Annotated in this window: 21 protein-coding genes and 1 riboswitch; of the genes, 11 read left to right on the top strand and 10 right to left on the bottom strand. The window is 70.1% G+C overall.

The features are described from left to right. Positions 1 to 30 precede the first annotated feature (30 nt). On the bottom strand, positions 31 to 843 hold the full coding sequence (locus ACOZ38_RS42865; RefSeq protein ID WP_424536564.1) for an SAM hydrolase/SAM-dependent halogenase family protein: 813 nt from the start codon (positions 841 to 843) through the stop codon (positions 31 to 33). A 187-nt stretch (positions 844 to 1,030) separates the two neighbouring features. Between ACOZ38_RS42865 and ACOZ38_RS42860 the strand changes: the two genes are divergently transcribed. Together ACOZ38_RS42860 and otsB are read left to right on the top strand one after the other, a co-directional pair. After that, the gene (locus ACOZ38_RS42860; RefSeq protein ID WP_405142287.1) at positions 1,031 to 1,345 is read left to right on the top strand and encodes a DUF3263 domain-containing protein; all 315 of its coding nucleotides are present in this window, start codon (positions 1,031 to 1,033) and stop codon (positions 1,343 to 1,345) included. A 22-nt stretch (positions 1,346 to 1,367) separates the two neighbouring features. Further along, the gene (gene otsB, locus ACOZ38_RS42855) at positions 1,368 to 2,222 is read left to right on the top strand and encodes a trehalose-phosphatase (protein WP_424536563.1); all 855 of its coding nucleotides are present in this window, start codon (positions 1,368 to 1,370) and stop codon (positions 2,220 to 2,222) included. Positions 2,223 to 2,231: 9 nt separating this feature from the next. On the opposite strand, the gene ACOZ38_RS42850 is transcribed toward otsB, so the two are convergent. Continuing rightward, positions 2,232 to 3,434, bottom strand: coding sequence for an MFS transporter (locus tag ACOZ38_RS42850; protein WP_424536562.1), 1,203 nt, complete (start codon positions 3,432 to 3,434; stop codon positions 2,232 to 2,234). A 177-nt stretch (positions 3,435 to 3,611) separates the two neighbouring features. Further along, positions 3,612 to 5,039, bottom strand: coding sequence for an alpha,alpha-trehalose-phosphate synthase (UDP-forming) (locus ACOZ38_RS42845; protein ID WP_405142283.1), 1,428 nt, complete (start codon positions 5,037 to 5,039; stop codon positions 3,612 to 3,614). A 163-nt stretch (positions 5,040 to 5,202) separates the two neighbouring features. On the opposite strand from ACOZ38_RS42845, the gene ACOZ38_RS42840 reads away from it, so the two are divergent. The 6 genes from ACOZ38_RS42840 (at position 5,203) to ACOZ38_RS42815 (ending at position 11,335) form a co-directional block, all read left to right on the top strand. Next, positions 5,203 to 5,766 carry an RNA polymerase sigma factor gene (locus ACOZ38_RS42840; protein WP_424536561.1) on the top strand — a complete coding sequence of 188 codons (564 nt, stop codon included), beginning with the start codon at positions 5,203 to 5,205 and terminating at the stop codon, positions 5,764 to 5,766. A 140-nt stretch (positions 5,767 to 5,906) separates the two neighbouring features. Next, positions 5,907 to 6,070, top strand: a riboswitch (SAM riboswitch). A 14-nt stretch (positions 6,071 to 6,084) separates the two neighbouring features. Then, a complete protein-coding gene (gene thrC / locus ACOZ38_RS42835) occupies positions 6,085 to 7,380 on the top strand; it encodes a threonine synthase (RefSeq protein WP_405142280.1) in 1,296 nt (431 codons plus the stop codon). 13 nt (positions 7,381 to 7,393) lie between these two features. Continuing rightward, complete coding sequence (locus ACOZ38_RS42830) at positions 7,394 to 7,669, top strand: MoaD/ThiS family protein (RefSeq protein WP_363913046.1); 276 nt, start codon at positions 7,394 to 7,396, stop codon at positions 7,667 to 7,669. A gap of 340 nt (positions 7,670 to 8,009) precedes the next feature. Continuing rightward, on the top strand, positions 8,010 to 8,210 hold the full coding sequence (locus ACOZ38_RS42825; RefSeq protein ID WP_248960783.1) for a cold-shock protein: 201 nt from the start codon (positions 8,010 to 8,012) through the stop codon (positions 8,208 to 8,210). A gap of 387 nt (positions 8,211 to 8,597) precedes the next feature. Further along, positions 8,598 to 10,223: a chaperonin GroEL gene (groL, locus tag ACOZ38_RS42820; protein ID WP_424536560.1), complete on the top strand. Its 1,626-nt coding sequence runs from the start codon at positions 8,598 to 8,600 to the stop codon at positions 10,221 to 10,223. Positions 10,224 to 10,453: 230 nt separating this feature from the next. Then, positions 10,454 to 11,335: an N-acetyltransferase family protein gene (locus tag ACOZ38_RS42815; RefSeq protein WP_424536559.1), complete on the top strand. Its 882-nt coding sequence runs from the start codon at positions 10,454 to 10,456 to the stop codon at positions 11,333 to 11,335. A gap of 78 nt (positions 11,336 to 11,413) precedes the next feature. On the opposite strand, the gene ACOZ38_RS42810 is transcribed toward ACOZ38_RS42815, so the two are convergent. From ACOZ38_RS42810 to ACOZ38_RS42800, 3 genes are all read right to left on the bottom strand, one after another. Beyond that, positions 11,414 to 12,052: a TetR/AcrR family transcriptional regulator gene (locus ACOZ38_RS42810; RefSeq protein ID WP_424536558.1), complete on the bottom strand. Its 639-nt coding sequence runs from the start codon at positions 12,050 to 12,052 to the stop codon at positions 11,414 to 11,416. Between the two features lie 129 nt (positions 12,053 to 12,181). Then, positions 12,182 to 12,631, bottom strand: coding sequence for a GNAT family N-acetyltransferase (locus tag ACOZ38_RS42805; RefSeq protein ID WP_424536557.1), 450 nt, complete (start codon positions 12,629 to 12,631; stop codon positions 12,182 to 12,184). 387 nt (positions 12,632 to 13,018) lie between these two features. Then, positions 13,019 to 15,115: a HelD family protein gene (locus ACOZ38_RS42800; RefSeq protein WP_424536556.1), complete on the bottom strand. Its 2,097-nt coding sequence runs from the start codon at positions 15,113 to 15,115 to the stop codon at positions 13,019 to 13,021. Positions 15,116 to 15,289: 174 nt separating this feature from the next. On the opposite strand from ACOZ38_RS42800, the gene ACOZ38_RS42795 reads away from it, so the two are divergent. Further along, positions 15,290 to 15,628, top strand: a complete 339-nt coding sequence (locus ACOZ38_RS42795; protein ID WP_424536555.1) for a hypothetical protein — start codon at positions 15,290 to 15,292, stop codon at positions 15,626 to 15,628. Positions 15,629 to 15,875: 247 nt separating this feature from the next. Here ACOZ38_RS42795 and ACOZ38_RS42790 read toward each other — a convergent pair whose 3' ends face one another. From ACOZ38_RS42790 to ACOZ38_RS42775, 4 genes are all read right to left on the bottom strand, one after another. Continuing rightward, positions 15,876 to 17,543, bottom strand: coding sequence for a DNA repair helicase XPB (locus tag ACOZ38_RS42790; protein WP_424536554.1), 1,668 nt, complete (start codon positions 17,541 to 17,543; stop codon positions 15,876 to 15,878). Positions 17,544 to 17,639: 96 nt separating this feature from the next. Continuing rightward, positions 17,640 to 18,353: a hypothetical protein gene (locus tag ACOZ38_RS42785; RefSeq protein WP_424536553.1), complete on the bottom strand. Its 714-nt coding sequence runs from the start codon at positions 18,351 to 18,353 to the stop codon at positions 17,640 to 17,642. Between the two features lie 70 nt (positions 18,354 to 18,423). Next, complete coding sequence (locus tag ACOZ38_RS42780) at positions 18,424 to 19,953, bottom strand: class I adenylate-forming enzyme family protein (RefSeq protein ID WP_424536552.1); 1,530 nt, start codon at positions 19,951 to 19,953, stop codon at positions 18,424 to 18,426. 95 nt (positions 19,954 to 20,048) lie between these two features. Then, entirely contained in the window at positions 20,049 to 22,484 is a 2,436-nt protein-coding gene (locus ACOZ38_RS42775) for a helicase-associated domain-containing protein (protein ID WP_424536551.1), read from the bottom strand. Between the two features lie 253 nt (positions 22,485 to 22,737). On the opposite strand from ACOZ38_RS42775, the gene ACOZ38_RS42770 reads away from it, so the two are divergent. Together ACOZ38_RS42770 and ACOZ38_RS42765 are read left to right on the top strand one after the other, a co-directional pair. Beyond that, complete coding sequence (locus ACOZ38_RS42770) at positions 22,738 to 23,745, top strand: hypothetical protein (RefSeq protein ID WP_424536550.1); 1,008 nt, start codon at positions 22,738 to 22,740, stop codon at positions 23,743 to 23,745. A gap of 234 nt (positions 23,746 to 23,979) precedes the next feature. Further along, on the top strand, positions 23,980 to 24,582 hold the full coding sequence (locus ACOZ38_RS42765) for an HAD family hydrolase (protein ID WP_424536549.1): 603 nt from the start codon (positions 23,980 to 23,982) through the stop codon (positions 24,580 to 24,582). Positions 24,583 to 24,627 lie beyond the last annotated feature (45 nt).

Below are 24,627 nucleotides of genomic sequence, written 5' to 3'. Positions count from 1 at the left end.
TATGGGTGCACCCATGGCCTCCCTACGGGATCACCCGTCGCCCGCCCTCGCCAGCCGTACGTGGGCGCCCGGGGGCAGGCCGAGACGCTGGGCGGCGTCGCCGGAGTTGACCGCGAGAGCCACCAGCCCGGCCGAGTCGGTGAACGCGACGAGGTTCCCCGGCGGCACGGCGGCGTAGGTGTCCCGGAACGGCACCGTGATCTGGCGCCTGCCCATGGAAACCGCGAGGCTGTCCCCGACGCGGACGCCCAGGGTCACGAGGTCGTCGGCGGTCACGGAGAGTTGCACGTTCCCGTAGCGGTCGAGCGACAGCACCTCGCCCTCGGCCGCGCCTTCTCCCAGCCGCGCGGTGGGCGCGGGAAGCGACAGCAGCCGGTCGAGGCCGATCTCGGGGCCGAGGTCTGCGGGCTTTCGCCCGGCGCACAGATGCGCCGCGACCGGCGCGTAGACGTCACGCCCGTGGAACGTCGGCGACACCGGGGTGAGGAACAGCTCCTCGTTGGTTATCTCGTACGCGACCCGGGCCCCGCCCGAGGCCAGTAAGGCCCACGAGAGCAGGCCGTTGTCCGGCCCGATGAACACCCTTCCGCCCGCCTCCACGGCGATGGAGCGCCGGGCGCTCGCGGCGGCAGGGTCGACGGCGGCGATGTGCACGCCGGCCGGAAGGTATGGCAAGGTCTGGGCGAGGATCGCGGCACCACGTCGGATGTCCCCGGCCGGAACCAGATGACAGACGTCGATGATCCGCGCCTCCGGGGTGATACCGATGATCACCCCGTGGCACGACGCCACGAACCCGTCTTCCAAACCGTAGTCGGTGAGAAGCGTGATGACTGAGGTCACACCTGGTGACTGTACGTCTCCCGAACTGTCATGAACAGCCGCGAATTCCCGACTACCATTGCCACGGGCCGCATGCGCGCGTCGTGGCTCAGGGTCGCGCTCGCCCGGGCGCTCGTTCGCTCGTCTCCCGCTCTCCCCTGCCCGGCTCGCCGCCACGTCTCCCGCGTGCCCGACCGAGGAGGACAGCATGGACACCGCACCCGAGCACGGTGACAGCGATCCCGAGGAACCATCCGCCCCCCGCACTCCCGGAGAGCTCACCGAGCGCGAGCGCGAGCTGCTGGCCTTCGAGCGCCAGTGGTGGCGCCACGCGGGCGCCAAGGAGCAGGCCATCCGCGAGACCTTCGGCATCTCCTCGACGCGTTACTACCAGCTGCTCGGCCAGTTGGTCGACCGCCCCGAGGCGATGGCCCACGATCCGATGACGGTGAAGCGGCTGCGGCGGCTGCGCGCCTCCCGCCAGCGCGAGCGCGCGGCGCGCCGTCTGGGCATGCGCCCGTGATCCCTGGGGTACTGCTCCACGCGTGACTCATGATGTATTGCCGGATATCGCCGGTCTGGCGGCCATCAAGGCCGATCCCGCCGGGGCGGTCGTCGGTCTCGACTTCGACGGCACGCTGGCCCCTATCGTCCCGGACCCCGCCGACGCCCGTGTGGACCCGCACGCCGCCGCCGCGCTCGTACGCCTCGGCGGCCTGGTGGGCGGCGTGGTGATCGTCACCGGACGCCCGGCCGCCACGGCCATCGCGTACGGCGAGGTGCCCGGCGGGCCCGGCCTCGCGGACGTGCCGGGCCTGGTGGTGCTCGGCCAGTACGGGCTCGAACGCTGGGAGGACGGGCAGGTGACGTCCCCGCCGCCGCCACCGGGGGTCGAGCGCGTGCGTGCCGGGTTGCCCGGTCTGCTGGCCTCCCTCGGCGTCACCGTCACCGACGGGGCGGAACCGGGGGTGACGATCGAGGACAAGGGCAGGGCGGTCGCCGTCCACACCCGCAGGGCCCCTGACCCGGAGGGCACTCTCCTGGCACTGCGCGAGCCGCTGGCGAAGCTGGCCGGGGAGAGCGGCATGCTGGTCGAACCGGGGCGGCTGGTGCTGGAGCTGCGTCCCGCCGGCATGGACAAGGGGCACGCGCTCGGAGGGTTCCTGGCCGAGCGGTTCGCGCGGTCCGTGCTCTTCGCCGGGGACGACCTCGGCGACCTCGCCGCGTTCGAGGCCGTACGGCTGTCCGGGCTGCCGGGCGTGACGGTGTGCAGCGCCTCGACGGAGGTCACCGCGCTCGCCGAGCGCGCGGACCTGGTCGTCGACGGCCCGGCCGGGGTCGCCGCGCTGCTGTCGGCGCTGGCCGACGCGGTGGACGAGAGGAGCCCGCGCGACGGCTGACCGAGCCGCTCAGGCGGGGATCGTCGCGGGCGGCCGGGAGCTGAGCGCGATGCCGGCGACGGCCAGGACTATCAGCAGCGGCACCATCAGGAACGCCGTGCGGGTGCCGAAGCCGTCGGCGAGGGCGCCGAGCGTGAACGGCCCGATGCCGACGGCCACCCCGGCCCAGATGGAGGCCGCCGCGCTGCCCTCGGCCGCCCGCCCGCCGGACATGGCGATGACCCTGGCGAGGCTGAGCGGGAACTGCACCGCGACGCCGAGCCCGCTCAGGACCAGGCCCGCGTACGAGATCACCGGCTGGCCGCTGAACCAGAAGACCGACCAGCCGCTCAGGGTCACCACGAGGGCGCCGGCCAGCATGCGGGTCGGGTCCAGCCGCAGGGCCAGACGTCCGGCCGCGAACCTGCCCACGGCGAGGCCGGCGGTGAACGCGGTGAGCCCGGTGGCCGCGGCCGCCGCGGTCATGCCCGTCTGGTCCGCGAGCAGCCTGGCGGCCCAGACGTTGAAGAGGAACTCCATGGCCACCAGGCAGAACAGCACCCCGCAGGCGGCGTGGAAGCGCCAGCCGAACGGGGCGCCCGCCGCGAGGGCGGCGCCTTGCTCCTGGTGGTCGTCGGCCGGCGGGGCGGCCGGCACCCACACCCTGCCCATGACCGCGAACAGGAGCAGGGCCGCCACCGGGGTGATCAGGATGCCTGCCCGCCAGCCGAGCGCGGTGTCGGCGAGCACGCTGATGAGGAAGGACACGCCGATGCCGACGGTGACGCCCACCGCGTTCGCCTCGTTGATGGCCGCGGGGCCGGCCGCCCTGTGGTGGTCGCTCAGCACGGACATGCCCAGGTAGAGCGTGATGGAGCCGCCGCCGCTCGCCAGGCCGAACCCGAGCAGGGTGACCGGCAGTGCCGTGGTCAGCGTGACCAGCACGACGCCGCAGGCCATCAGCAGCAGGCCGAGCCAGGTCGCCCCGCGCCTGCCCACCCGTGCGACCAGGCGCGGCATGCCGACGCCGCTGATGATGCCCCCGACGGCCATGGAGGTGCCGTGCAGCCCCGCGACGGCCTGGGAGACCTCCTGGTCGATGCGGAGCAGCGGGAGCGCGGCGGACAGCCCGTACAGGTAGGTGCTGAAGGTCGCGAGCTGGAGGTAGATGAGCCAGGTGGCGCGATCTCTGGTGAGCCGGGCGCGCGGTCGTGCGGACGTGGTCGAGCTCACTGATCCCCCGTGCCTCGGAACACTCGAAACGTCATGAAGGTACCACCGGGCGAATCACGGGGAACGTGCCCAGAGGGCAAGGAATCCGGCATCAGCAAAGCCGCTGTTCCAGGGGGTCACCGGTAGCGTCCTGAGGCCGGGGGTGGGTTCCAGGACCGGGCTTCGGCCGGGGGCGGTTCAGTGGTCGAGGGCGGCGAGCTGGTCGGCGAACCAGCGGCTCGGAGGGAGCGCCGTCGCGGCGGCGCGCAGCCGGGTGCCGCGCTTCGCGCGCTCCTCCTCGGGAAGGACCAGCGCTTCGTGCAGGGCGTTCGCCGTGCCGGAGACGTCGTACGGGTTGACCAGGAGAGCGTCGCCGCCGAGCTCGGCCGCGGCGCCCGCCTCCCTGGACAGCACCAGCGCGCAGTGCGGCGCGAGGATCGGGCCCTCCTTGGCGACGAGGTTCATGCCGTCGCGGATGGGGTTCACCAGGAGCACGTCGGCCATGCGGTAGGCGGCGAGAGAGCGGGCGTAGTCGTCGTCCACGTTGAGGATCAGGGGGTCCCAGTCCTCGCCGCCGAAGAGGTCCTCGATCTCCTTGGCGCAGCGCTGCACGGCCGCGGTGTACTCGCGGTACTCGGGCAGGTCGTGCCGCGACGGGTAGGCGAAGGCCAGGTGCACGACCTTGCCGTGCCACTCGGGATGGTCGGTCAGGAACTGCTTGTAGGCCGACAGGCCGCGGACGATGTTCTTCGACAGCTCGGTCCTGTCGATGCGCACGATGAGCTTGCGGTCGCCCACCCGCTCGCGGAGGGCGGTCATGTGCGACTCGACGTCGGGCTCCAGCGCGCGGGCCCAGAGCGCGTCGCCGTCGACGCCGAGGGCGTGCACGCCGATGTGGGTGGTCCTGCCCTCGTAGGCGACGGTGCGCTCGACGCGGTCGACCTGGGCGCCGAGCAGGGTCTCGCAGCAGTCCATGAACGCCGAGGCCCAGCGTGTGGCCAGGAAGCCGGCGTGGTCGGCGCCGAGGATGCCGGACAGCAGCTCGGCGGAGATGTCGTCCGGCAGCAGCGAGAAGTACTCAGGGGGAGCCCACGGGGTGTGGGAGAAGTGGGCGATGCGCAGGTCGGGCCGTTCGACCCGGAGCATCGCGGGGGCGAGGGTCAGGTGGTAGTCCTGGATCATCACGCGGGCGCCGTGCGCGGCCTCCTCGGCCAGGGCGAGGGCGAACGCGGCGTTGTAGTCCTGGTAGGACTCCCACTCCCTGCGGAACCGCATGTCGAACTGCGGGGAGTTCGGGATGTCGTAGAGCAGGTGGTTGACGAACCACAGCGTGGAGTTCGCCACGGCGTTGTACGCGCGGTGGAACGTCGCGGGCGGGATGTCGAGCATGCGCACGGGCCCGGTGTCGTAGCCGGCCTGGTCGAGGCGCCCGCTCGGCGCGAGCCGTACGGCGCTGCGGTCGCCGTCGGAGAGCGCGGCGCACACCCACAGCACGTCGGTGTCCTTGGCGACCTCCGAGAGGCCGGAGACCATGCCGCCTCCGCCGCGGCGCATGGTCAGCGCACCGTCATCGGCAAGTGTGAACGACACCGGGCCCCTGTTGGAAGCCAGCAGAACAGTGTTCATCCGCCCATCACCACTCCTCGTCCGCCATGCGGCGGTCGTCCCTCGCCGTACTTCTCCGCTGTGATGCGCACCTGGCCGCAGATTAATAAAATTTAACGCCCCCAATAAGATGGGCTGATGGTCCGGTCCAGGCAAAGTGCAGACGGTCGAGGGGAGCCCCCGCATGGCGCTTGACGAGACGACCGAAGAGCTGGCCCGCGCCGCCGCCCAAGGTGACCACCGCTCCCTAGGAGAGCTCCTCCGCCGCATCGAGCCCGACGTGCTCCGCCACTGCGCGAGGCTCCTGCCCTACCACCAGGACGCGGAGGAGGCTTGCCAGGATACGTTGCTGGCCGTCGCCCGCAACATCGGAAGGTTCGAAGGGCGGGCACGTTTTTCCACCTGGTTGCATATCGTCACCGCCAACTGCGCGCGCACGACCTACCGCACGCTGAAGCGCCGGGGCGCCGAGCAGACCTCCGAGGAGCTTCCCGACATGCGCGCCGACCCGCACAGGGTGAGCGTCATCGCGGGCTCGCGGCTCGACCTGCTCGACGCCATGGAGGCCCTGGAGGCCGACAAGCCCGACCTGGCCCAGGCGCTGGTGCTGCGCGATATCTGCCAGCTCGACTACAACGAGGTAGCCGAGCAGCTCGGCATCCCGCTCGGCACCGCCAAGTCGCGCATCCACCAGGCCCGCAAGTACGTGCAGGCCGCGCTCGGCGACGCGTACAAGTGGTCGTCCTGATCCCAGCGCGCGGGCACTTCGATCGTGCGAAGTTGATACGCGGTCGTCTCGATCGGTGAGACGAGTAACCGGGCCCGCAGGCGGGCAAGGTACAGTTCTTTTGTCCTGCCTGTAACATCGGCGGGATCACAACTTCATATTGCTCATCCAGAGGGGTGGAGGGACCGGCCCTGCGAAGCCCCGGCAACCCTCCCGGCTGTGGTCACACGCGTCTCCGATACGGCGCGACATCCGACCAGTGAGATCAGCCGGGACAGGTGCCAATTCCGGCCCGTGATCAAGGTGGTCCGGGCGAAGATGAGGGAAAGGCCTCGCTTCATGGCGCTCGCAACAGCTGAGACAACGACCACACTCGACTTCGGCCCCGCCGTCGCGCTCTCCTGCCGCGAATGTGGCACTCGCTACGACCTCGGACCGATCTTCGCCTGTATCGAGTGTTTCGGGCCACTCGAAGTGGCCTACACCTGGGACACCCCCGACGCCGGCCACACCTCGCCGGTGACCCGGGGGCAGATCGAATCCGGACCGCAGAACATCTGGCGATACCGCGCGCTTCTCCCCGTGCCCGCGGACGTCATCTCCAAGCCCAACCTCGCGCCCGGCTGGACCAAGCTCGTCAGGGCCGACAACCTGGCCCGCGAGCTGGGCATCCGCAGCCTGCACGTCAAGGACGACTCCGGGAACCCGACCCACTCCTTCAAGGACCGGGTCGTCGCGATCGCCCTGGAGGCGGCGCGCAACTTCGGCTTCCACACCCTGTCGTGCTCGTCCACAGGCAATCTCGCGGGCGCCGTCGGCGCCGCCGCGGCACGCGCGGGGCTGGACTCCTGCGTGTTCATCCCGTCGAACCTCGAAGAGGCCAAGATCGTCATGGCCTCGGTGTACGGCGGGCGCCTCGTCGGCATCGAGGGCACCTACGACGAGGTCAACCGCTTCTGCTCGGAGCTCATCGGCGACCCGCTGGGCGACAAGTGGGGCTTCGTCAATGTGAACCTCCGGCCGTACTACGGGGAGGGCTCCAAGACGCTCTCCTACGAGATCGCCGAGCAGCTCGGCTGGCGGATCCCCGACCAGATCATCGTCCCTGTGGCCTCGGGGTCGCAGCTCACGAAGATCGACAAGGGCTTCAAGGAACTGATCAAGCTCGGGCTCGTCGAGGACAAGCCCTACAAGATCTTCGGGGCGCAGGCCGAGGGGTGCTCGCCGGTGTCGTCCGCCTTCAAGGCCGGGCTCGACTTCGTCCAGCCGGTGAAGCCCGACACCATCGCCAAGTCGCTCGCCATCGGCAACCCCGCCGACGGGCCGTACGTGCTCGACATCGCCCGCCGTACGGGCGGAGCGGTCGAGGACGTCACCGACGCCGAGGTGGTGGACGCGATCCACCTGCTGGCCCGCACCGAGGGCATCTTCGGTGAGACCGCCGGCGGCGTCACCGTGGGAGTGCTCCGCAAGCTGGTCACGAACGGCGTCCTCGACCCGGACGCCGAGACGGTGGTGCTCAACACCGGGGACGGCCTGAAGACCCTCGACGCGGTCTCCGCCAAGGCCAGGCCCACCGCCGTCATCCGGCCCTCACTCGACGCATTCCGCACGGCTATCGCCGATAACTCCTGAAAGGTCACGATAAATGAGCGTTTCTGTGCGGATTCCGACGATTCTCCGTACGTACACCGATGGTGCCGCGGAGGTGAACGGTGAAGGCGCGACGCTTCGCGAGGTGTTGCAGAAGCTGGAGTCCGACTTCCCCGGAATCGGTGCCCGCATTCTGGATGAAACGGGCAAGATCCGGCGTTTTGTCAACGTGTATGTCGGAGAAGAGGACGTCCGTTTCGTGGACGGACTTGACACCGCGACCCCTGAGGGAGCGCAGATCTCGGTGATCCCCGCGGTCGCCGGAGGCTGACCCCCACGCACTCTCAACGCCCACGCGTCCCTGGGACGCGTGGGCGTTCGCGTGCCCGGGGGGCCCGGAACGGCCTGACTGTCGTAATAGAAGTTCTGACAGGCCCTTGCGGGTAGTGTAATTATCAACTAACGCAATGCGAGCAAGAAAAAGTCACGTCCTGCTTAGAGCGAACGTCAAGAAGTAGTTTGGTGATTGACTCTGTTGCGCCAAGCCTTGCCACAGGTATGGTCGAGAACGATCGACGTGGCCGAGGAGTTCGCATGCGTCTCGGTTCCGAAGGTCACGGGTCCCGCGGAGGAGTGGGCGGGGTCCGGAGCCCAGCAAGAGGAGTCGGAAAGTGGCGCAGGGCACCGTCAAATGGTTTAACGCGGACAAGGGCTACGGCTTCATCGCGGTAGACGGTGGTAAGGACGTGTTTGTCCACTACTCAGCGATCATGTCCGAGGGCTATCGGTCCCTCGAGCAGGGTCAGCGGGTGGAGTTCGAGATCACACAGGGCCAGAAGGGTCCACAGGCGGAGTCCGTGCGGACTGTGTGACGGCGCCGGCCCCGTCCGGTCGTCGACGAAGATCCACTGGTCTCTCTCAAGTCAGTAGCCGGAAGGTTCGGTTCGTCGTACATCAAGACGGGCCGAGCCTTCCGTCATGTCCGCACTTTCCCGCACGTGAGGTCAGGTCCAATATTCGGCATACGGTCAGAGAAATCCTTGCGCCGCCCAGGTCATAGGGGTTGTCGCTTGCACTCGGCAGGGTAGAGTGCTAAACAGTTCGTTGGCACTCTCCTGTCGAGAGTGACAAACCTGGATCGAGGCGATGGGGCCTCGCGGCTCACGGCGACAGGTGTCGTGAAGGCGCGGGTCTACATGCCGTCGCGGGCGTCGGCTCGATCCGCTGCAAGCCACCCTGTATCTGGGAGGTCTAGCCGTATGGCAGCCAAGATGATCGCGTTTAACGAGGACGCCCGGCGCGGTCTCGAGCGCGGGATGAACCAGCTCGCCGATGCCGTCAAGGTGACCTTGGGTCCCAAGGGCCGCAACGTCGTGCTGGAGAAGAAGTGGGGCGCTCCCACGATCACCAACGACGGCGTCTCGATCGCCAAGGAGATCGAGCTCGAGGACCCGTGGGAGAAGATCGGGGCCGAGCTCGTCAAGGAGGTCGCGAAGAAGACCGACGACGTCGCGGGTGACGGCACCACCACCGCCACCGTGCTCGCCCAGGCGCTGGTGCGCGAGGGCCTGCGCAACGTCGCCGCCGGCGCCAACCCGATGTCCCTGAAGAAGGGCATCGAGGCCGCCGTCGAGCGCGTCAGCGAGGAGCTCTCCAAGCTCGCGAAGGACGTGGAGACCAAGGAGCAGATCGCTTCGACCGCCTCCATCTCCGCCGGCGACACGCAGATCGGCGAGATGATCGCCGAGGCGATGGACAAGGTCGGCAAGGAAGGCGTCATCACCGTCGAGGAGAGCAACGCCTTCGGCCTGGAGCTTGAGCTCACCGAGGGCATGCGCTTCGACAAGGGCTACATCTCCGGTTACTTCGTGACCGACCCGGAGCGGATGGAGGCCGTCCTCGACGACCCCTACATCCTTATCGTCAACTCCAAGGTCTCGGCCAACAAGGACCTGCTGCCGCTGCTCGACAAGGTCGTGCAGGCCGGCAAGCCCCTGGTGATCATCGCCGAGGACGTCGAGGGCGAGGCCCTGGCCACCCTGGTCGTCAACAAGATCCGCGGCCTGTTCAAGTCCGTGGCCGTCAAGGCCCCCGGGTTCGGCGACCGCCGCAAGGCCATGCTCGGTGACATCGCCATCCTCACCGGTGGCCAGGTCATCAGCGAGGACGTGGGCCTCAAGCTGGAGACGGCCACGCTCGACCTGCTCGGCCGCGCGCGCCAGGTCATCATCACCAAGGACGAGACCACCATCGTCGACGGCGCCGGTGACCCCGAGCAGATCTCCGGCCGGGTCAACCAGATCCGCGCCGAGATCGAGAACACCGACTCCGACTACGACCGCGAGAAGCTCCAGGAGCGCCTCGCCAAGCTGGCCGGCGGCGTCGCCGTCATCAAGGCCGGCGCGGCGACCGAGGTCGAGCTCAAGGAGCGCAAGCACCGCATCGAGGACGCCGTTCGCAACGCGAAGGCGGCCGTCGAGGAGGGCATCGTGCCCGGCGGTGGCGTGGCTCTGCTGCAGGCGGGCGCCAAGGCGTTCGACAAGCTGGAGCTGTTCAACGACGAGGCCACCGGTGCCGCGATCGTCCGCAAGGCGCTCGAGGAGCCGCTGAAGCAGATCGCCATCAACGCCGGCCTCGAGGGCGGCGTCGTGGTCGAGCGCGTGCGCAACATCGAGGTGGGCTTCGGCCTCAACGCCGCGACCGGCGAGTACGTCAACATGCTCGAGGCGGGCATCATCGACCCCGCCAAGGTCACCCGTTCGGCGCTGCAGAACGCCGCTTCCATCGCGGCGCTGTTCCTCACCACCGAGGCGGTCATCGCCGAGAAGCCCGAGAAGACCCCGGCCGCTCCCGCCATGCCCGGCGGCGGCGACATGGACTTCTGAGCCTCCGGCTCGCCAGTCACCTAAAGGGCCATCCCCGGATCCACCGGGGATGGCCCTTTGGCGTTGTACGGAAATGTGTTGCGGCCGTGTGGTGGAGCACGTAGGTTCATCGGGCCGTCCGTCACCCCGGACCGGCGCCATCGACGAGGAGGTGTGCAGCAGATGCGCATGACGGTTGAGCAGCCTCACCAGGGCTCTGACACTATCCACCTCCTCATGATGGAGACACCTTGTCGATTCGCATCACCCCTCTGACCGACCCCGACCGCAGCCCGTCCAGCCACCGCCTGGCCTGGTTGGCGTCGCACGCCGACGGAATCCCCGTCGGATCGGCATTCCTGCGCCTTTTCACCGGGCCGGGACGGGACCACCTCGCCGAGCTGGAACTCCACGTCCACCCTGCCGAGCGGCGCGCGGGCACGGGTTCCCGGCTTCTCGACGTCGCCGTGGCCGCCGCGCGGGACTACGGCCGGCGCTGCGTCATCACCCAGGCCGAGTCCGGCTCGCCAGGTGACGGGTTCCTGCTCGTCCGCAGCTTTCGCCGGGTCCTGACCCTGACCTTCACCCGCCTGCCATTGGCGAAGGCCGACATCACCGCCCTCGCCGAGATCATAGAACGACCGCATCCCGGCTACCGGCTGGCGTCGTGGGACGGCACGGTCCCGGACAACCTCGCTCAGACATTCGCCGCCTCGCGCCGCGCCATGGACGACATGCCGACTGGTGACATGGACTACGGCACGGTGGCCTGGGACGTGGACCGGGTACGGGCCGTCGCGGAGGCCATCGACAAGCGCGGGGACCTGTTGCACACGGTCGTCGCGATCGACATCTCCGACGGCTCGATCGCCGGGTTCACGGAGCTGGTCGTTCCCGGCGACGGCAAGGGCGACGGCCAGCACTACGGCACCGGCGTCCTGCCCGAGCACCGTGGGCACGGCCTTGGCCGCTGGATGAAGGCGGAGGCGATCCGGCAGGCCCGCGAGCGCTACCCCGACCTCGGCGGCCTGCTGGCCGACACGGCTGACAGCAACCCGTACATGAGGCGCGTCAACGACGCGCTGGGCTACGCGCCGACGCACACGACCTTCGAGTACCAGCTCGACCTGTAGATCGCGAGTAGCCGCGTCCGCGACGGCCGGACAAGCGGGGGAGGCAGCCGAATCCTTCCCCGTGGGCCGGGTGTACGGTCAGCGGGCGCCGAAGTCGCCGATGCCCCTTTCGAGCAGGTCGAATGCGCGCTCCGCCTGGACGCGAAGGTCGGGGACGATCTTGTCGACGCTCTCATCCGCCATCTTGCGCCGTACGGCATGTGCCACCAGCCGCCGCGTGACCGCGCAGAGCTGGGCGGCGATCACCCAGGGTGTGATGTCGTCAGGGTCGGCTTCGGTTTCCTCGGCGAGGGTGCGGGCCAGGAGTTCCTCCTGGTGCTCGCCGAGCTGACGTATCCGTGCGACGAGCGACGGGCTGTCGTTGACCAGCCGGTTGAACACCTCGGAACCCTCGTTCAGCCCGATCCGCCAGTGACGCTCGTCGAGCGCGGTGAGGAAGTCGCGGCGCAGCGCGGCGACGACCGACTCCCCGGGCCGCCGTTCGCGGATGACCTGGCTCGGCAGGTCCTCGACGAGGTCCGTGCGGTCGAGGAAAAGGTCCTCTTTGGTCTTGAAGTAGTTGAAAACCGTGTTGACGGAGACGTCGGCCACCCGGGCCACCTCGGCCACGGTCACGTTGTCGAAGCCACGGGTCATGAAGAGCCCCATCGCCACATCGGCGATGCGCTGCCGGGTCTCTCGCTTCTTGCGTTCGCGCAGGCCGAGCTGTTCTCCCATGGGCCCGATCCTAGGCAACGAAAATGGAGTGGCACCACAGATGGTGCCACTCCATCGCCGTCAGTGGTCTACGTGGGACCCTCGCTGCACGAGTTGATCCTCGCGTCACCCTGATGGGCGACGCGGGCGTCAGGAGCGCCGCGACCCGAGTGGCTTGACCCACCGCCCCCACTCCTCCTGGCGTACGTAACCCGCGGCGGTCCAGGCGTGGTGGGCGAGGGTGTTGTCGTGGAGGACCATGGCGTCGGCCCGCATCCCGCCGTGCTCCACGAAGCGTCTCTCGGCGGCGTCGAGCAGCATGCGGGAGATGCCCTTGCGGCGGTGCGCGGGATCGACGGCCAGCCGGTAGAGATGGCAGCGCCACCCGTCCCACCCGGCGATCAGCGTGCCCACCATCCGCCCGCCCACCACGGCGACCAGCAACGCCTCCGGATCACGCTCGATCAGCCGGCGCACGCTCTCCGCGCTGTCATGCCGATCGGTCCCTTCGGCGGCTTCGAGCCAGAAGGCCAGCACCGCCTCGACGTCTTCGGCCACACCGTTCCGTACGGCAAGTCCCGTCTCTACTGCTCCGGTCATGAACGCCAACGTACCAAGGCGTGACCGGCGGCAGCGCTTGAGCGCTGGCCCCACCTATCACCTTGAGCAGCGCGGCCTCGTCGATAAGCGCGACGAGAGACGGCGGGTCCTCTTGCGTTGCCACGGAGACCGATTGATTGGCGCGCACCGCTCTCCGGCATCGACGGCCGTGGCCTGCCCTTGGCGGGGGGACATGTCAACGTTTTGCCGCCTTGGGGGGCCACGGCTGGGTGGGTGGCACTGGGTGCCCACGACACTGGGTGCCGGGTGGGCCCATGAAGGTTGAGTTTCATGCCGTGCCCGGTCTTGCCGTTGGTGCTCTTTCGGACGGCCAAGGGCAGGCACGGCTGATCACGTGCAGCGTCTAGCGGGACGAGTTTGTCTCAGCTAGGAGAGCTGTGGAGGGAGGTCGCGGGTGTGGAGGACTCTGAGGGAGGTGACGGCGCGGGTGAGGACGACGTAGAGGCGGGCGAGGCCGCGGGCCTCGGCGTCGACGATGTCCGCCGGTTCCGCGACGACCACGTGGTCGTACTCCAGGCCCTTGGCCAGGGACGCGGGGATGACCGAGACCCGCTGCTCGGGGGAGGAGTCGGGCCCGAGCACGTCGTGCGGGATGCCCGCCGTCGCCAGGGCGGCGGCCAGCGTGGCGATGGAGGCGTCGGCCGCGATCACGCCGATGGAGCCCTCGTGTGCGATCGCCTCGTTAACGGCCTCCGTGACGGCTCCGGCCAGGTCGGTCGCCGGCCGTACGGACAGCGAGCCGGCGCCCGGGCGCAGGGAGCGCGGGGCGGCCAGCGTGGGGGCCACCGACGGCAGCAGGCGGGCCGCGAAGTCGAGCACCTCGCGCGGGACGCGGAACCCCAGGGTCAACTCAGTGACCGCGCCCTCGGTGAAGCCGAGATGTTCGAGCACCTCGACCCAGGACCTCGCCGACCACGGGGTGGTGCCCTGGGCCAGGTCGCCGAGGACGGTGGCCGAGCCCGTACGGCAGCGCCGTCCGAGCGCGCGCAACTGCATGGCGGAGAGGTCCTGCGCCTCGTCCACGACCACGTGCCCGAGCATGGGGGTGCGCTCGACGCAGTCGGCCAGCTCGTCCAGCAGCGCGGCGTCCGCGGCGGACCACTTGGCGGACTTCCACGACCGCGGAGGCCTGGTCCAGAGCAGGGTCTCGCGTTCCTCGGGGGTCAGGTCGTCCTTGGCGGCGCGGGCGAGGAAGTCGGCGTCGGACAGGAGCCGGAACAGCACCTGCTGGGGAGACACGCGCGGCCATACCTGGTCGACGAGCTGCTTGACCGGCTTGGACCTGGCGACCGCGTCCTGCACGCGGTCGTCGGGCGACTCGCCACGCTGCTCCATGCGTACGAGGGTCGCGTGGGCCAGGCGCTGGGCGAGCGCCGCGCGGCCAGGGCCGTACCGCGTGGTGCCGCGCAGGGAGGCGACCATCTCGCGGACCTCGTGGTCGGGCACGCGGTAGCGGTTGACGCCGCGAGTGATCAGCAGACCCTCTTCGGGCTTGCTGATGTGCATCCAGAGGGCCCGGTGGAGGACCGGCGCCATGCGGGCGTCGCCCTTGATGGTGGCGACGGCGGTGTCCTCGGGGGCCGAGTGGTCGCCGACGATGCCCGCGACGGTGGTCTGGTCGACCTTCACCTCGCCGAGGGCGGGCAGGACCGAGGAGATGTAGGACAGGAAGGCGCGGTTCGGCCCGACGATCATCACGCCCGACCGCGCCAGCTTCTCGCGGTGGGTGAAGAGGAGGTAGGCGGCCCGGTGCAGGCCGACGGCGGTCTTCCCGGTGCCGGGGGCGCCCTGGACGCAGACGGTCTGGCCGAGGTCCGCGCGCACGATCTCGTCCTGGTCGGGCTGGATCGTGGCGACGATGTCGCGCATGGGGCCGGTGCGGGGCCGCTCGATCTCCTCGGTGAGGATCCTCGACTCCTTTCGGGGCGCCGTGCCCTGGTCGAGCGGCTCGTCCTCGTACGCGGTCAGCTCGCCGCCGTGGAAACCGAAGCGCCGGCGCCGCCGCACGCTCATCGGGTCGGACGGGCGGGCCTGGTAGAACGCCCGGGACACCGGTGCACGCCAGTCGATCACCAGGGGACGGCTGCTGTCGTCGTGCACGTGCCTGCGCCCGACGTGGATGGTGACGGGAAGGTCGTCGTCGCCCGCCCTGTCGAGCCGGCCGAAGAACAGCGGGGTGTCCGCGTGGTCGGCGAGCGCGGCCACGCGCTGGTCGAGCAGGCCCTGCAGCACCTGCTGCGAGACCCAGTCGCCCGCGGCGTCGGCCGACAGCGACTGGGCGTGCTCGCGCATCGCGCGCAGCGCGGCCCGGGACGCGGCCAGGTGGGCGCGCTCGGCCTGGAGGACCTGAGCGGGGTCGTCCGAAGGGTGCTCGGTGGGGTCTTCTGGGAGGTGAGAGGGGTCGTTCTCCGGGGTGCCGGGGTCCTCTCCGGATATGTCAGGGGCCAATTGGTGTCCGGGCATGCTGAAGGACTCCTTGGGGGACGGGGGCGGTGGACAAAGGCAGCGAACCAACAAGCCTATATGCTTACGCCACGTCCATCGGCATGCCGCTATGTCGCGTGTCCACAGATGGACGTACGATGTATTGCTTGTCCGGAGTTTGCCGACTCTTGACCTTTGGGTACAGCCGTCAGGGTGACGACGCGTACCCAGGTGCCGGTCTCTCCGGTAATTCCCGCCATGGCCAATCTGCTCCTCGGCGGGCTGTGGACGCTGTCGGTCTTCGCGGGGTGGGGGCTGGCCGCGTTCTGTGGAAACGGAGAGTCGTTCGACTCGTGCATGGACCGGCTGACCGTGGTGTCCACCCTCTCAGGGGTGTTCGCACTCGTGGCCGCGAGTGGCACGGTGGGCGGCCTATTGCCACCGATAATGCGTAGATATCCGGAAAAGTCTTTGATGGTAGTCGGGATCGCGACGGCTTCCTGGCTAATCGCGCTGGGTGTGCTTTACGTCGGCGGGTTAGTCGGTCGGTGATCTGACGAACACGTTGCGTTAACGTATACCAAAATCGCGAAAAACCAGGACAACCCTTGTGATTTAGTTAGATCATCGGGTATGTCGCAGTTGGCGCCGTGGGAGCCAATAGGCGAGGGGGTGATGCGGTTGTACAGGACCGACGGTATTTCGTGGACCTGAATGCCTGTCCCCTAGGCGAAGCTTTTCCTGGGACAGGTTTGGGGGGGACCGGCGGCGTGCCGCTCAGCGAAGCGAAGTGGAAGTGTCACTCGCTGGCGAGCACGTCGTCCGCGTCGATGATTTGATAGGCATAACCCTGCTCGGCGAGAAAGCGTTGCCGGTGCGCCGCGAAATCCTGGTCGACCGTGTCCCTGCTGACGACCGAATAGAACCGCGCACCGCCGCCGTCCGCCTTGGGACGCAGCACCCGGCCAAGCCTTTGCGCCTCTTCCTGACGCGAGCCGAAGGTGCCCGACACCTGGATCGCTACCGAGGCCTCCGGCAGGTCGATCGAGAAGTTCGCGACCTTCGAGACCACCAGCACCTGGATCTCCTTGTCGCGGAAGGCCTGGAACAGCCGCTCGCGCTCCTTGATCCGCGTCTCGCCCTTGATGACGGGCGCGTTGAGATGCTCGGCCAGCTCGTCGAGCTGGTCGATGTACTGCCCGATGACCAGCACCTGCTCGCCCGCGTGCCGCCTGACCAGCGTCTCGGTGACCCGCGTCTTGGACGGCGTCGTCGCGCAGAAGCGGTAGCGCTCCTCCGCCTCGGCCATCGCGTAGGCGAGCCGCTCCTGGTCGGTCAGGGTGACCCGTACCTCGACGCAGTCGGCGGGCGCGATCCAGCCCTGGTTCTCCATCTCCTTCCACGGCGCGTCGTAGCGCTTGGGGCCGATGAGCGAGAAGACGTCGCCCTCGCGGCCGTCCTCGCGTACCAGCGTCGCGGTGAGCCCTACCCGCCGCCTGGCCTGGAGGTCGGCGGTCATCCGGAAGATCGGCGCGGGCAGCAGGTGGACCTCGTCGTAGATCACGAGGCCCCAGTCACGGGCGTCGAAGAGCTCCAGATGCCGGTAGACGCCCTGCCGCCGGGTGGTCATCACCTGGTAGGTGGCGATGGTGACCGGGCGGATCTCCTTCTTGGTGCCGGTGTACTCGCCGATCTCGTCCTCGGTGAGCGAGGTGCGCTTGAGCAGCTCCTGCTTCCACTGGTGGGCGGAGACGGTGTTGGTGACCAGGATGAGCGTGGTGGCCTTGGCGTGCGCCATCGCCGCCGCGCCCACGATCGTCTTGCCGGCGCCGCAGGGCAGCACCACCACGCCCGACCCGCCGTGCCAGAACGAGTCGGCCGCCTCGCGCTGGTAGGGCCGCAGCTTCCAGGTGTCCTCGGCCAGCGTGATCGGGTGGTGCTCGCCGTCGACGTACCCCGCGAGGTCCTCGGCCGGCCAGCCGAGCTTCAGCAGGGCCTGCTTGATGTTGCCCCGCTCGCTCGGGTGCACGGTCACCGTGTCGTCGCCGATGCGCTCGCCCAGCATCGGCTGGATCTTCCTGGCCCTGAGCACCTCCTCCAGCACGGCCTTGTCCGTACTGGTCAGCGTCAGCCCAAAGTGCTCGCTCTTCTCCAGCCTGAGCCTGCCGTACCTGGACATCGTCTCGGCGATGTCCACGAGCAGCGCGTGCGGCACGGGGTAGCGGCTGAAGCTGATCAGCGCGTCGATGACCTGCTCGGCGTCGTGCCCGGCGGCCCTGGCGTTCCACAGCGCCAGCGGGGTCACCCGGTAGGTGTGGACGTGCTCGGGAGCCCGCTCCAACTCGGCGAAGGGCGCGATCGCCTTACGGCAGTCGTCGGCCCTGGGGTGCTCCACCTCAAGTAGCAACGTCTTGTCCGACTGAACGATCAGCGGGCCATCAGACACGATTTCTTCTCCCGTTCGCATACGGCCACCGTGCTGGCGGTCCCGTCCGCTTATCCAACAAGAGAACGAGCCGGATCAGTCCCGCTTTCCCGCGGCTTGCCGCCGCGACCTGCTCCTTTAGGAGCTGGCGCTGACGACGATGGCGGCCACGATGCCGAGGAAGAGCAGGCCGATGTTGATCCCGATGCTGATCCAGCACCATTTGAGCAGGGATCTGGCCCGGGCGGGCTCGGTGTCCACCTTACCGAGCGCGATGCCGGCCAGGATGGCCCCGGCGATGCCGCCCAGCGTGACGTAGCAGCTCAGCGCCATCACGATGCTGATGACGAGGGCGACGATCGCGTGGGTGCGCGGGCCGTCGCCGCCGGGCCTTGGCGGGTACCCGTACGGCTGCCCGTAACCGGGCTGACCGTAACCCGGTTGGCCGTAGCCGGGCTGCCCATAGCCCGGCTGGCCATACCCGGGCTGCCCGTAACCCGGCTGGCCGTATCCCTGCTGGTCATACCCGGGCTGGCCATAGGCCGGTTGGCCGTATCCCTGCTGGTCGTATCCCGGCTGGCCGTACGGGGCCTGGGCGGGCGTGCCGTACGGGGGCTGGGCCGGTGCGTCGTAGGGGCCCTGCGCCGGTGAACCGTACTGGTCGTAGCCAGGCTGCCCGTACTGCTGGTCGTGGGGCGGCTGGTCGTCGTACGGCGTAGTGCGGGCGGGGTTGGCGTAGGGATCGCCGTGCGCCGGCTGGGCGCCGTAGGCGTCGTGCCCCCCGGACGATCCGTAGGGACTTTGCCAGTCCTGGGGGTTCTGGCCGGAGGATTCGGGAGGGCCGCTGCTCACGTTTTCTCACTTCCATGGCTTTCCGGGCAGATCAACACTTACCACGTCGCGCGCGGCCCCGCGCCGCCTATCAGCCGAACCGGGAGCGCAGCACCTTCCTGTCGAGCTTCATCACGCTGGTCACCGGGATCGACTCCACGAAGTGCACCTCGCGCGGGTACCTCACCCTGCCGACCCGCTCCCTGGCCCATTCCATCAGGCTCTCGGCCGTGGCCGTGCCTCCCGGGTTGAGCTGGACGAAGGCGACGACCTCCTCGCCGAGCCTCGCGTCGGGACGGCCCACCACTCCCGACATCGCGACGTCGGGATGCCTGTTCAGCGCGTCCTCGACGTCGCGTGGGAAGACGTTGAAGCCGCCCCTGATGATGAGGTCCTTCTTGCGGTCGACGACGTACAGATAGCCGTCGTCGTCGGTGCATCCGATGTCCCCGGTGCGCAGCTCGCCGTCGACCAGGGCGTGGCCGCTCGCGTCCGGGGACCGCCAGTACCCCCGCATGATCGCCTCTCCCCGTACGCAGATCTCGCCGAGGTCGCCGGGCTCCACCTGCTCACCGTCGTCATCCCTGATCGTGATCGTGTACCCGGGCAGCGGCAGCCCGGCGCTTCCGGCCTTCCTGCGGTCCAGCGGGTTGAACGTGGTCACCGCGCTCGTCTCCGTCAGGCCGTACCCCTCGACGACGCGCACCCCGGGCACACGCTGCTCGAAGGCGGTGAGCACCTCGCGCCCGAGTGGCGCCGCGCCGCACGTCAGGTACAGCAGCTCGGGCAGCGGAGTGTCCTCAAGGGGCTCCGCCAGCAGCTCCTTGAGCATCGTCGGCACCACCGCGCCGTACTGGACGCGGTGCTCGGCGGCGAGCCGCAGGAACGCCTTCGGGTCGAACCACCGCATGAGCACCGTGTGGAGGGGCTCGGGGGCGTGCATCGCGGTGATCGTGATGATCAGCCCGTACGAGTGCGAGAGCGGCACGGGGACGATGGCCCGGTCGACCCCGTGCCGGTGGGTGAGATCATGGGCGGCCCGGGAGACGTGCCACAGGCCCGCGTGGCTGAGCATCACGCCTTTGGCGCGGCCCGTCGTGCCGCCGGTGTACATCAGCGCCGCCAGGTCGTTCTCGTCCCTGCCCGCGGCCCCGGCCTCGGGCGCCCGCTCCAGCTCGGCGAAGCCGCTGACCCGCCGCGTGCCGCCGTGTGCGCCTTCGGGGACCTCGCCCACCGAGACCACCGCGACGTCCAGGCCGTCCGTCGCCGCGAGCACGGCCGGCAGCAGCTCGGCGGAGGCGATCACGGCGCGGGGCTCGCTGTCGGCGACGATGTGCCGCAGCTCCTCTGCGGAGACCAGGAACAGCACGGGGGTGACGACCGCGCCCGCCGCCCACAACGCCTGGTAGGCGACCTGGACCTCGGGGCGGTTCACCATCATCACGACGACGCGGTCACCGGGCCCCACGCCGAGCGCCTTCAGCCCGCCGGTGACACGCCTCGTGCGCTCCGCCAGATCGTGGCCGCGATGCCAGGCCCCCTCGAAGTGGAGCGCGTCGAAGTCTCCCAGCCTGTTCCACGACTCCTCCGCCAACCGGCCAAGCGTCCGCTCCGTGCCCATCGCGCTCACCTTCTCCCACGAGGAATTACGCCTTCGCACGCCAAACTGATGCGGCCGGTGAGGGTCGTCAACCCTTACGGCGTCGGGGAACCCGGTCAGTTGACGTCCGCGACGCCGGTGATGCGGTGGAGCGCGAAGCGGTGGATGGCCGCGCGCGTCTCGTCGTAGGCGGTGAGATAGCCGCCCTCCATGCGGGCGGGCTCCAGGATGCGGCTGGTGGCGTGGCCCTGCGAGTCGAGATAGCCGATCCAGACGCGCGAACCCTGCCGGATGGCATCCTGCAGGGCCACGATCGTGCCCGTCGAGGGCGAGCGCGGCACCTGACCGTCGGGCGCCGCGACCGGGTGCCTGCGCGCCAGGTGCGCCTCGTCGCCCGCCCTGATGGCACGTACGGCCGCAGCCGCCAGGTCGGCGTCGGGACCGGTCGAGCTGACCGCCGGCCGCGCGGTGGGAGGACGTTCGGTACGCCGCGCGTCGGCCCGGGTCACCAGCACGTCGCCCTCGGACGACTCGGCGACGGGGGAGTAGCCGATCGCGCGCAGCGAGTCGACCACGAGCGCGCGGGAGCTCCGTGAGGCCACGACGGTGGGAGCCAGCCGCCGCAGGCGCAGCGGGACCGCCCGCTTGTCGGCCATCACCTCGTCCAGCACCGAAGGGTCGTCACAGCGGACGTAGGCGCCGGCGGTGCCCACCCGGAGGCGGCCGTGCCTGCGGGCCACGTCGGTCACCAGGTAGCGCAGCGGCTGGGGGACCGAGGTCGTCGAGTGCTTCTCCAGAATGGCCACCAGCTCGTCCGCGCTGGACCCGGCGTCCAGCGCCCGCCTGATCGAGCCGTCGCCGAACCGGTAGACGGTGGCGCCGCCCTTGGACTCGATGTCGGCGGCGAGCGATAGCCAGCGCCCGAGCTCGCTGGTCAGCGGGCCGGGGGCCACGGCGGTGAGGTCGGCCTGGAGCACCACGTGGTCGACCGGCTCGGGCAGCAGCGGCGCCAGCAGCTCGGCGGGGGTGGCCGGCGCGAGGGCCCTGGCCTTGCTCTTGGCCGCCGCCGCCGCCTCCGCGGCCGCCCCGGGCAGCAGCCTGCGGCCGAAGACGGACATGGCGCCGAGCCCGGTGAGCCCGAGCTGCTCGGCCTCGCGCAGCGTGTAGTCGACCAGCCGGTCGCGGTAGGTGCCGCGGCGGCGGGGCTGCTCGAAGGCCAGCCGCCCGCGCACCGACTCCGCCGACGGGGCCAGGCCGGGACCCGCGGAGGCCAGCACCCGCAACGTGCGCAGGCGTACCTCGGCAGCCGCCGGGCGGCGAAGCTCGGGATGCAGGACGTTCATCAGGCGGTCGCGGTCGTCCCGCTCGCCGACGAGGCCGGGCACGCGGTCGCTGGTCAGCCAGGCCGCCGCCAGGGCCTCCCAGCGGTCCTCGGTGGCCTTCACGCGCCAGCCGTCGTAGGCCGTGGTGGGAAGCCACTCGCCGTCCACGGGCGCGCTCGACGCGATGAGCCCCGCCGCGTGGACCACCTCGACCACCAGCGCGGCGGTCCACTCGGGAAGGTCGAGGAGCTGCGAGGTCTTCTTCCAGTCGCGCACCGACAGCCCGCCCGTGCGCAACGTGCCGGGAGGGTCGACGCCCCAGTGCTCGCACAGCTCCTCGGCCGTGCGCACGAAGGAGAACGCCTGCCCGGCGGCCGTGCGGTCGGCCAGGGCCTGGTCGCGCGCGGCTCCGTCGAGCGGCGGCGCCCCGGGACGCAGCTCGCGATGGACCCGGCCGTCGCGCAGGACCAGCGCCACCTCGCGGGGCAGCACGACGGTCTCGTCGCCGGTGGCGGCCAGCAGGCCACGGGCGAGAAGCTGCTCGATCGGCGACTGCGCGGTGGCCACGCTCACCTCGCGCCGGGCGTTGGGAAGGCGGCCGGCGGGCGGGCCCCAGGCGAGCTCGTCGAGGGCGGCCCGCGCCTGGGGGGCGATGTCGTCCAGCAGGCGCCCGACGACGCCCTCCTCGGCCAGCAGGGCGGCGAAGCGCTCCGGCACCGCCTCCCCTGAGGCGGCCCGGCCGCCGCGGGCGGCACCGATCAGCTCCGCGAGGCGCTCGGGCGGGTGGTGCCGGAAGGCCTCGGTGGCCGGCGGCCCGAGCCCGGCCGGGGTCTCGGACACGTCGCGGACGCCGGGCGCGAGCCGCAGCCCGCTGTCGGGGCCGTAGACCAGGGCCATCATCTGGAGCAGGTCGATCGCCTCGCGCAGCGGCTCGTCCAGGCGCGCGGCGTCCTCCCGGGGGACGGACCTGGCCACGGTGTCGCGAAGATCCTTGTAGGGCTGACCCGGCCCGTCCTCCGTGGTCATGACGAGAAGGGTCTCGACCACCGCGAGGGCGAAGCGGTCGAGCCGGTCGAGCGCCCTGCCGGTGGCCGAGGGGCTGGTGGCCCGGATCACGAGCCCTTCGAGGTGCGCGGGAACGGGGGTGATGAGCTCGGGGCGCGCGGCCACCAGGGCGCGCAGCCGGTCGTCGGCGAGGCCGCGCAGCCACTCAGTGAACTCGGTGTTCATCACGCTCCACCGAACCCCCTGTCAAGCGATCACCGCACGCGCGTCCCACGCCGTGGAACCGTCCCCTCCATCGTAGGAGCCCACGGGCCATCGCACGCCAGTTGCCCGATCACCGGCACTTCCGGAACGGACCGTCGATCCGCCAAGCGTACGGAGCGTCATCGCTCGGGCGCGGTGCGCGGTCATCGGCCGTAGAAATAGCCGTTTCCCCGAAAGGGTGCGCGGGCCGGTGGGCTCGGGCAGTATGGCGAGCGTGATCGAGCGCGCCGACCAGCTCGTCCTGGAATACGTCAGCAAGGTGGCGGACGCCGCCCACGGCGTGCTCCGCACCGACCAGCGCCTCGATTTCGTGGGGCGGCTGCGCGTCCGCATCGAGGAGGAGCGTCGCGGCAGCGCCGATCTCGCGACCGTCCGCAAGGTGATCGCCAGGTTCGGCGATCCCGGGGTGCTGCTCCAGCGAGAGGTCCAGCGGCTGGCCGCCGGCGAGCAGGAGGCCGCGCGGCATTCCCGCGAGCGTCCGGCTCCCGGGCCGTCTCGCGCGCCCCGGCCGGCTTCGAGGGGTGGCCCGCCCGCCGGCCGTCCCGCGGCGGCGGACGACTTCGGCGACTCGGCCACGGAGGTCTTCCCCGCCGTGGTCGACGACGCCACCCTGATCACCCCGGTCACCAACGTCACCCCGCTCCGGCCGGTCACTTCTTCCAGGCCGCCCCGCCCGCCGAGGCCCGCGAGGCCGCTGCCGCGTGGCGCGGTTCCGGGCTCCTTCGGGCCCCCTCCCGGCGCCGTCAGGGCTCCGCTGGCGGCACGCCTGCGCCGCGTGAACCCCACCTCCGCCGACGGGCGCGACATCTCGACCATCCTGCGCAACGACCGCCGCGAGGTGGTTGGGATGGGCCTGCTCATCCTCGCCGGGCTGCTGATCCCGTTCCCCCTGCCGTACGTCGCGATCTTCCCGTTCCCGGTGCTGGTGTGGGCGGCGGGCGCGCTGACGGTGCTGGCGAGCGAGGGCTGGATCTTCCAGGATCGCCTGACCGGGCTGGTGGCGCCGATCGCCGCCTACCTGGCCGGGGGTGTGCTGCTCGGCGCCCTCAGGTCGTCCGAGGAGCCCGCCGTGGGGCTTCAGGCGTTCGTCGACTCGTTCTGGCACGTCAGCGGGCTGATGTTCATGCTCGGAGCGGTGGGCGGGGTGCTGTGGCTGGCCTACCGCCTGCTCAACCCGCCACCTCCGCCACCCCGGCGGCAGCCGCTCGGGACGGTGCGCTGAGCAGGCCGTCGCGGGATCGTGGGCTGGGGCGTGGAAACCCGCGTAAGCGGGGCCGGAAGGTGAACCGCCAAGCAACAGCGTCGCGACCATGCGCAGAGCCGCACGGTTGGGACGGCTGGAATCCCCCGGATTCATCCGTGGGGAGCGCTTCAAAAGTGAGCCCTTTCTCGCCGCCCAGGTTGCCATAACGTGCTCGGGTACGCGTCACCCCCTCGGGTTTGGCATCCTTCAAGGGTGTATTCGGTAGGTTTCGATCTTGATCTGACGCTCGCGGACACCCGGGCGGGAATCGCGGCGGTGTACGACGAGGTGGCGCGCCGGCTCGGCGTGGTCATCGACAGCACCGTCGTGATCAGCCGGCTCGGCCCGCCGCTGGAGCACGAGCTGACCTACTGGCTGCCTCCTGAGGAGATCCCGGGCGCCGCCGCCCTCTATCGCTCCCTCTATCCCGGCACCGCCGTTCCGATGACCACTCTCATGGCCGGCGCGCTGGAGGCCGTCGCCGAGGTTCGCCGCCATGGCGGGCGGGTGATCGTCGTCACCGGCAAGCACGGCGACACTGCCCGCCAGACCGTCGAGTTCCTCGGTCTGGACGTGGACGAGGTCGTCGGGTCGGTGTTCGGGGCGGCCAAGGGCGCGGCCATCGCGAACTTCGGAGCGGCCGTCTACGTTGGAGATCACGTAGGCGACATCGACGCGGCCAGGGCCGGGCGCGCGGTGAGCGTCACCGTGGCGACCGGTCCGTACTCGGAGGAGGCTCTGCGCGATCACGGAGCCGACTTCGTCCTGCCGGATCTGACGGGGTTCGCAGGGTGGTACGACGCCTGGCGCGTCTAGGAAATCGGGGCCGTTTCGACGGTCATGTGATGCCCCGGGTGGGCA

The sequence above is a fragment of the Sphaerisporangium viridialbum genome, from assembly GCF_049674955.1.
GTDB classification, from domain to species: domain Bacteria; phylum Actinomycetota; class Actinomycetes; order Streptosporangiales; family Streptosporangiaceae; genus Sphaerisporangium; species Sphaerisporangium viridialbum.
The sequence above is the reverse complement of the archived record's forward strand: the minus strand, read 5'-3'. Positions and strand labels throughout refer to the sequence as shown.

Bases quoted from the DNA above. Each gene is read 5' to 3' on its own strand.
- ACOZ38_RS42790 (WP_424536554.1), bottom strand. From the start codon at position 17,543: ATGCGAACGGGAGAAGAAATCGTGTCTGATGGCCCGCTGATCGTTCAG.
- ACOZ38_RS42830 (WP_363913046.1), top strand. From the start codon at position 7,394: ATGAGCGTTTCTGTGCGGATTCCGACGATTCTCCGTACGTACACCGAT.
- ACOZ38_RS42860 (WP_405142287.1), top strand. From the start codon at position 1,031: ATGGACACCGCACCCGAGCACGGTGACAGCGATCCCGAGGAACCATCC.
- ACOZ38_RS42840 (WP_424536561.1), top strand. From the start codon at position 5,203: ATGGCGCTTGACGAGACGACCGAAGAGCTGGCCCGCGCCGCCGCCCAA.
- groL (WP_424536560.1), top strand. From the start codon at position 8,598: ATGGCAGCCAAGATGATCGCGTTTAACGAGGACGCCCGGCGCGGTCTC.
- ACOZ38_RS42780 (WP_424536552.1), bottom strand. From the start codon at position 19,953: ATGGGCACGGAGCGGACGCTTGGCCGGTTGGCGGAGGAGTCGTGGAAC.
- ACOZ38_RS42810 (WP_424536558.1), bottom strand. From the start codon at position 12,052: ATGGGAGAACAGCTCGGCCTGCGCGAACGCAAGAAGCGAGAGACCCGG.
- ACOZ38_RS42845 (WP_405142283.1), bottom strand. From the start codon at position 5,039: ATGAACACTGTTCTGCTGGCTTCCAACAGGGGCCCGGTGTCGTTCACA.
- thrC (WP_405142280.1), top strand. From the start codon at position 6,085: ATGGCGCTCGCAACAGCTGAGACAACGACCACACTCGACTTCGGCCCC.
- ACOZ38_RS42805 (WP_424536557.1), bottom strand. From the start codon at position 12,631: ATGACCGGAGCAGTAGAGACGGGACTTGCCGTACGGAACGGTGTGGCC.
- ACOZ38_RS42800 (WP_424536556.1), bottom strand. From the start codon at position 15,115: ATGCCCGGACACCAATTGGCCCCTGACATATCCGGAGAGGACCCCGGC.
- ACOZ38_RS42775 (WP_424536551.1), bottom strand. From the start codon at position 22,484: ATGAACACCGAGTTCACTGAGTGGCTGCGCGGCCTCGCCGACGACCGG.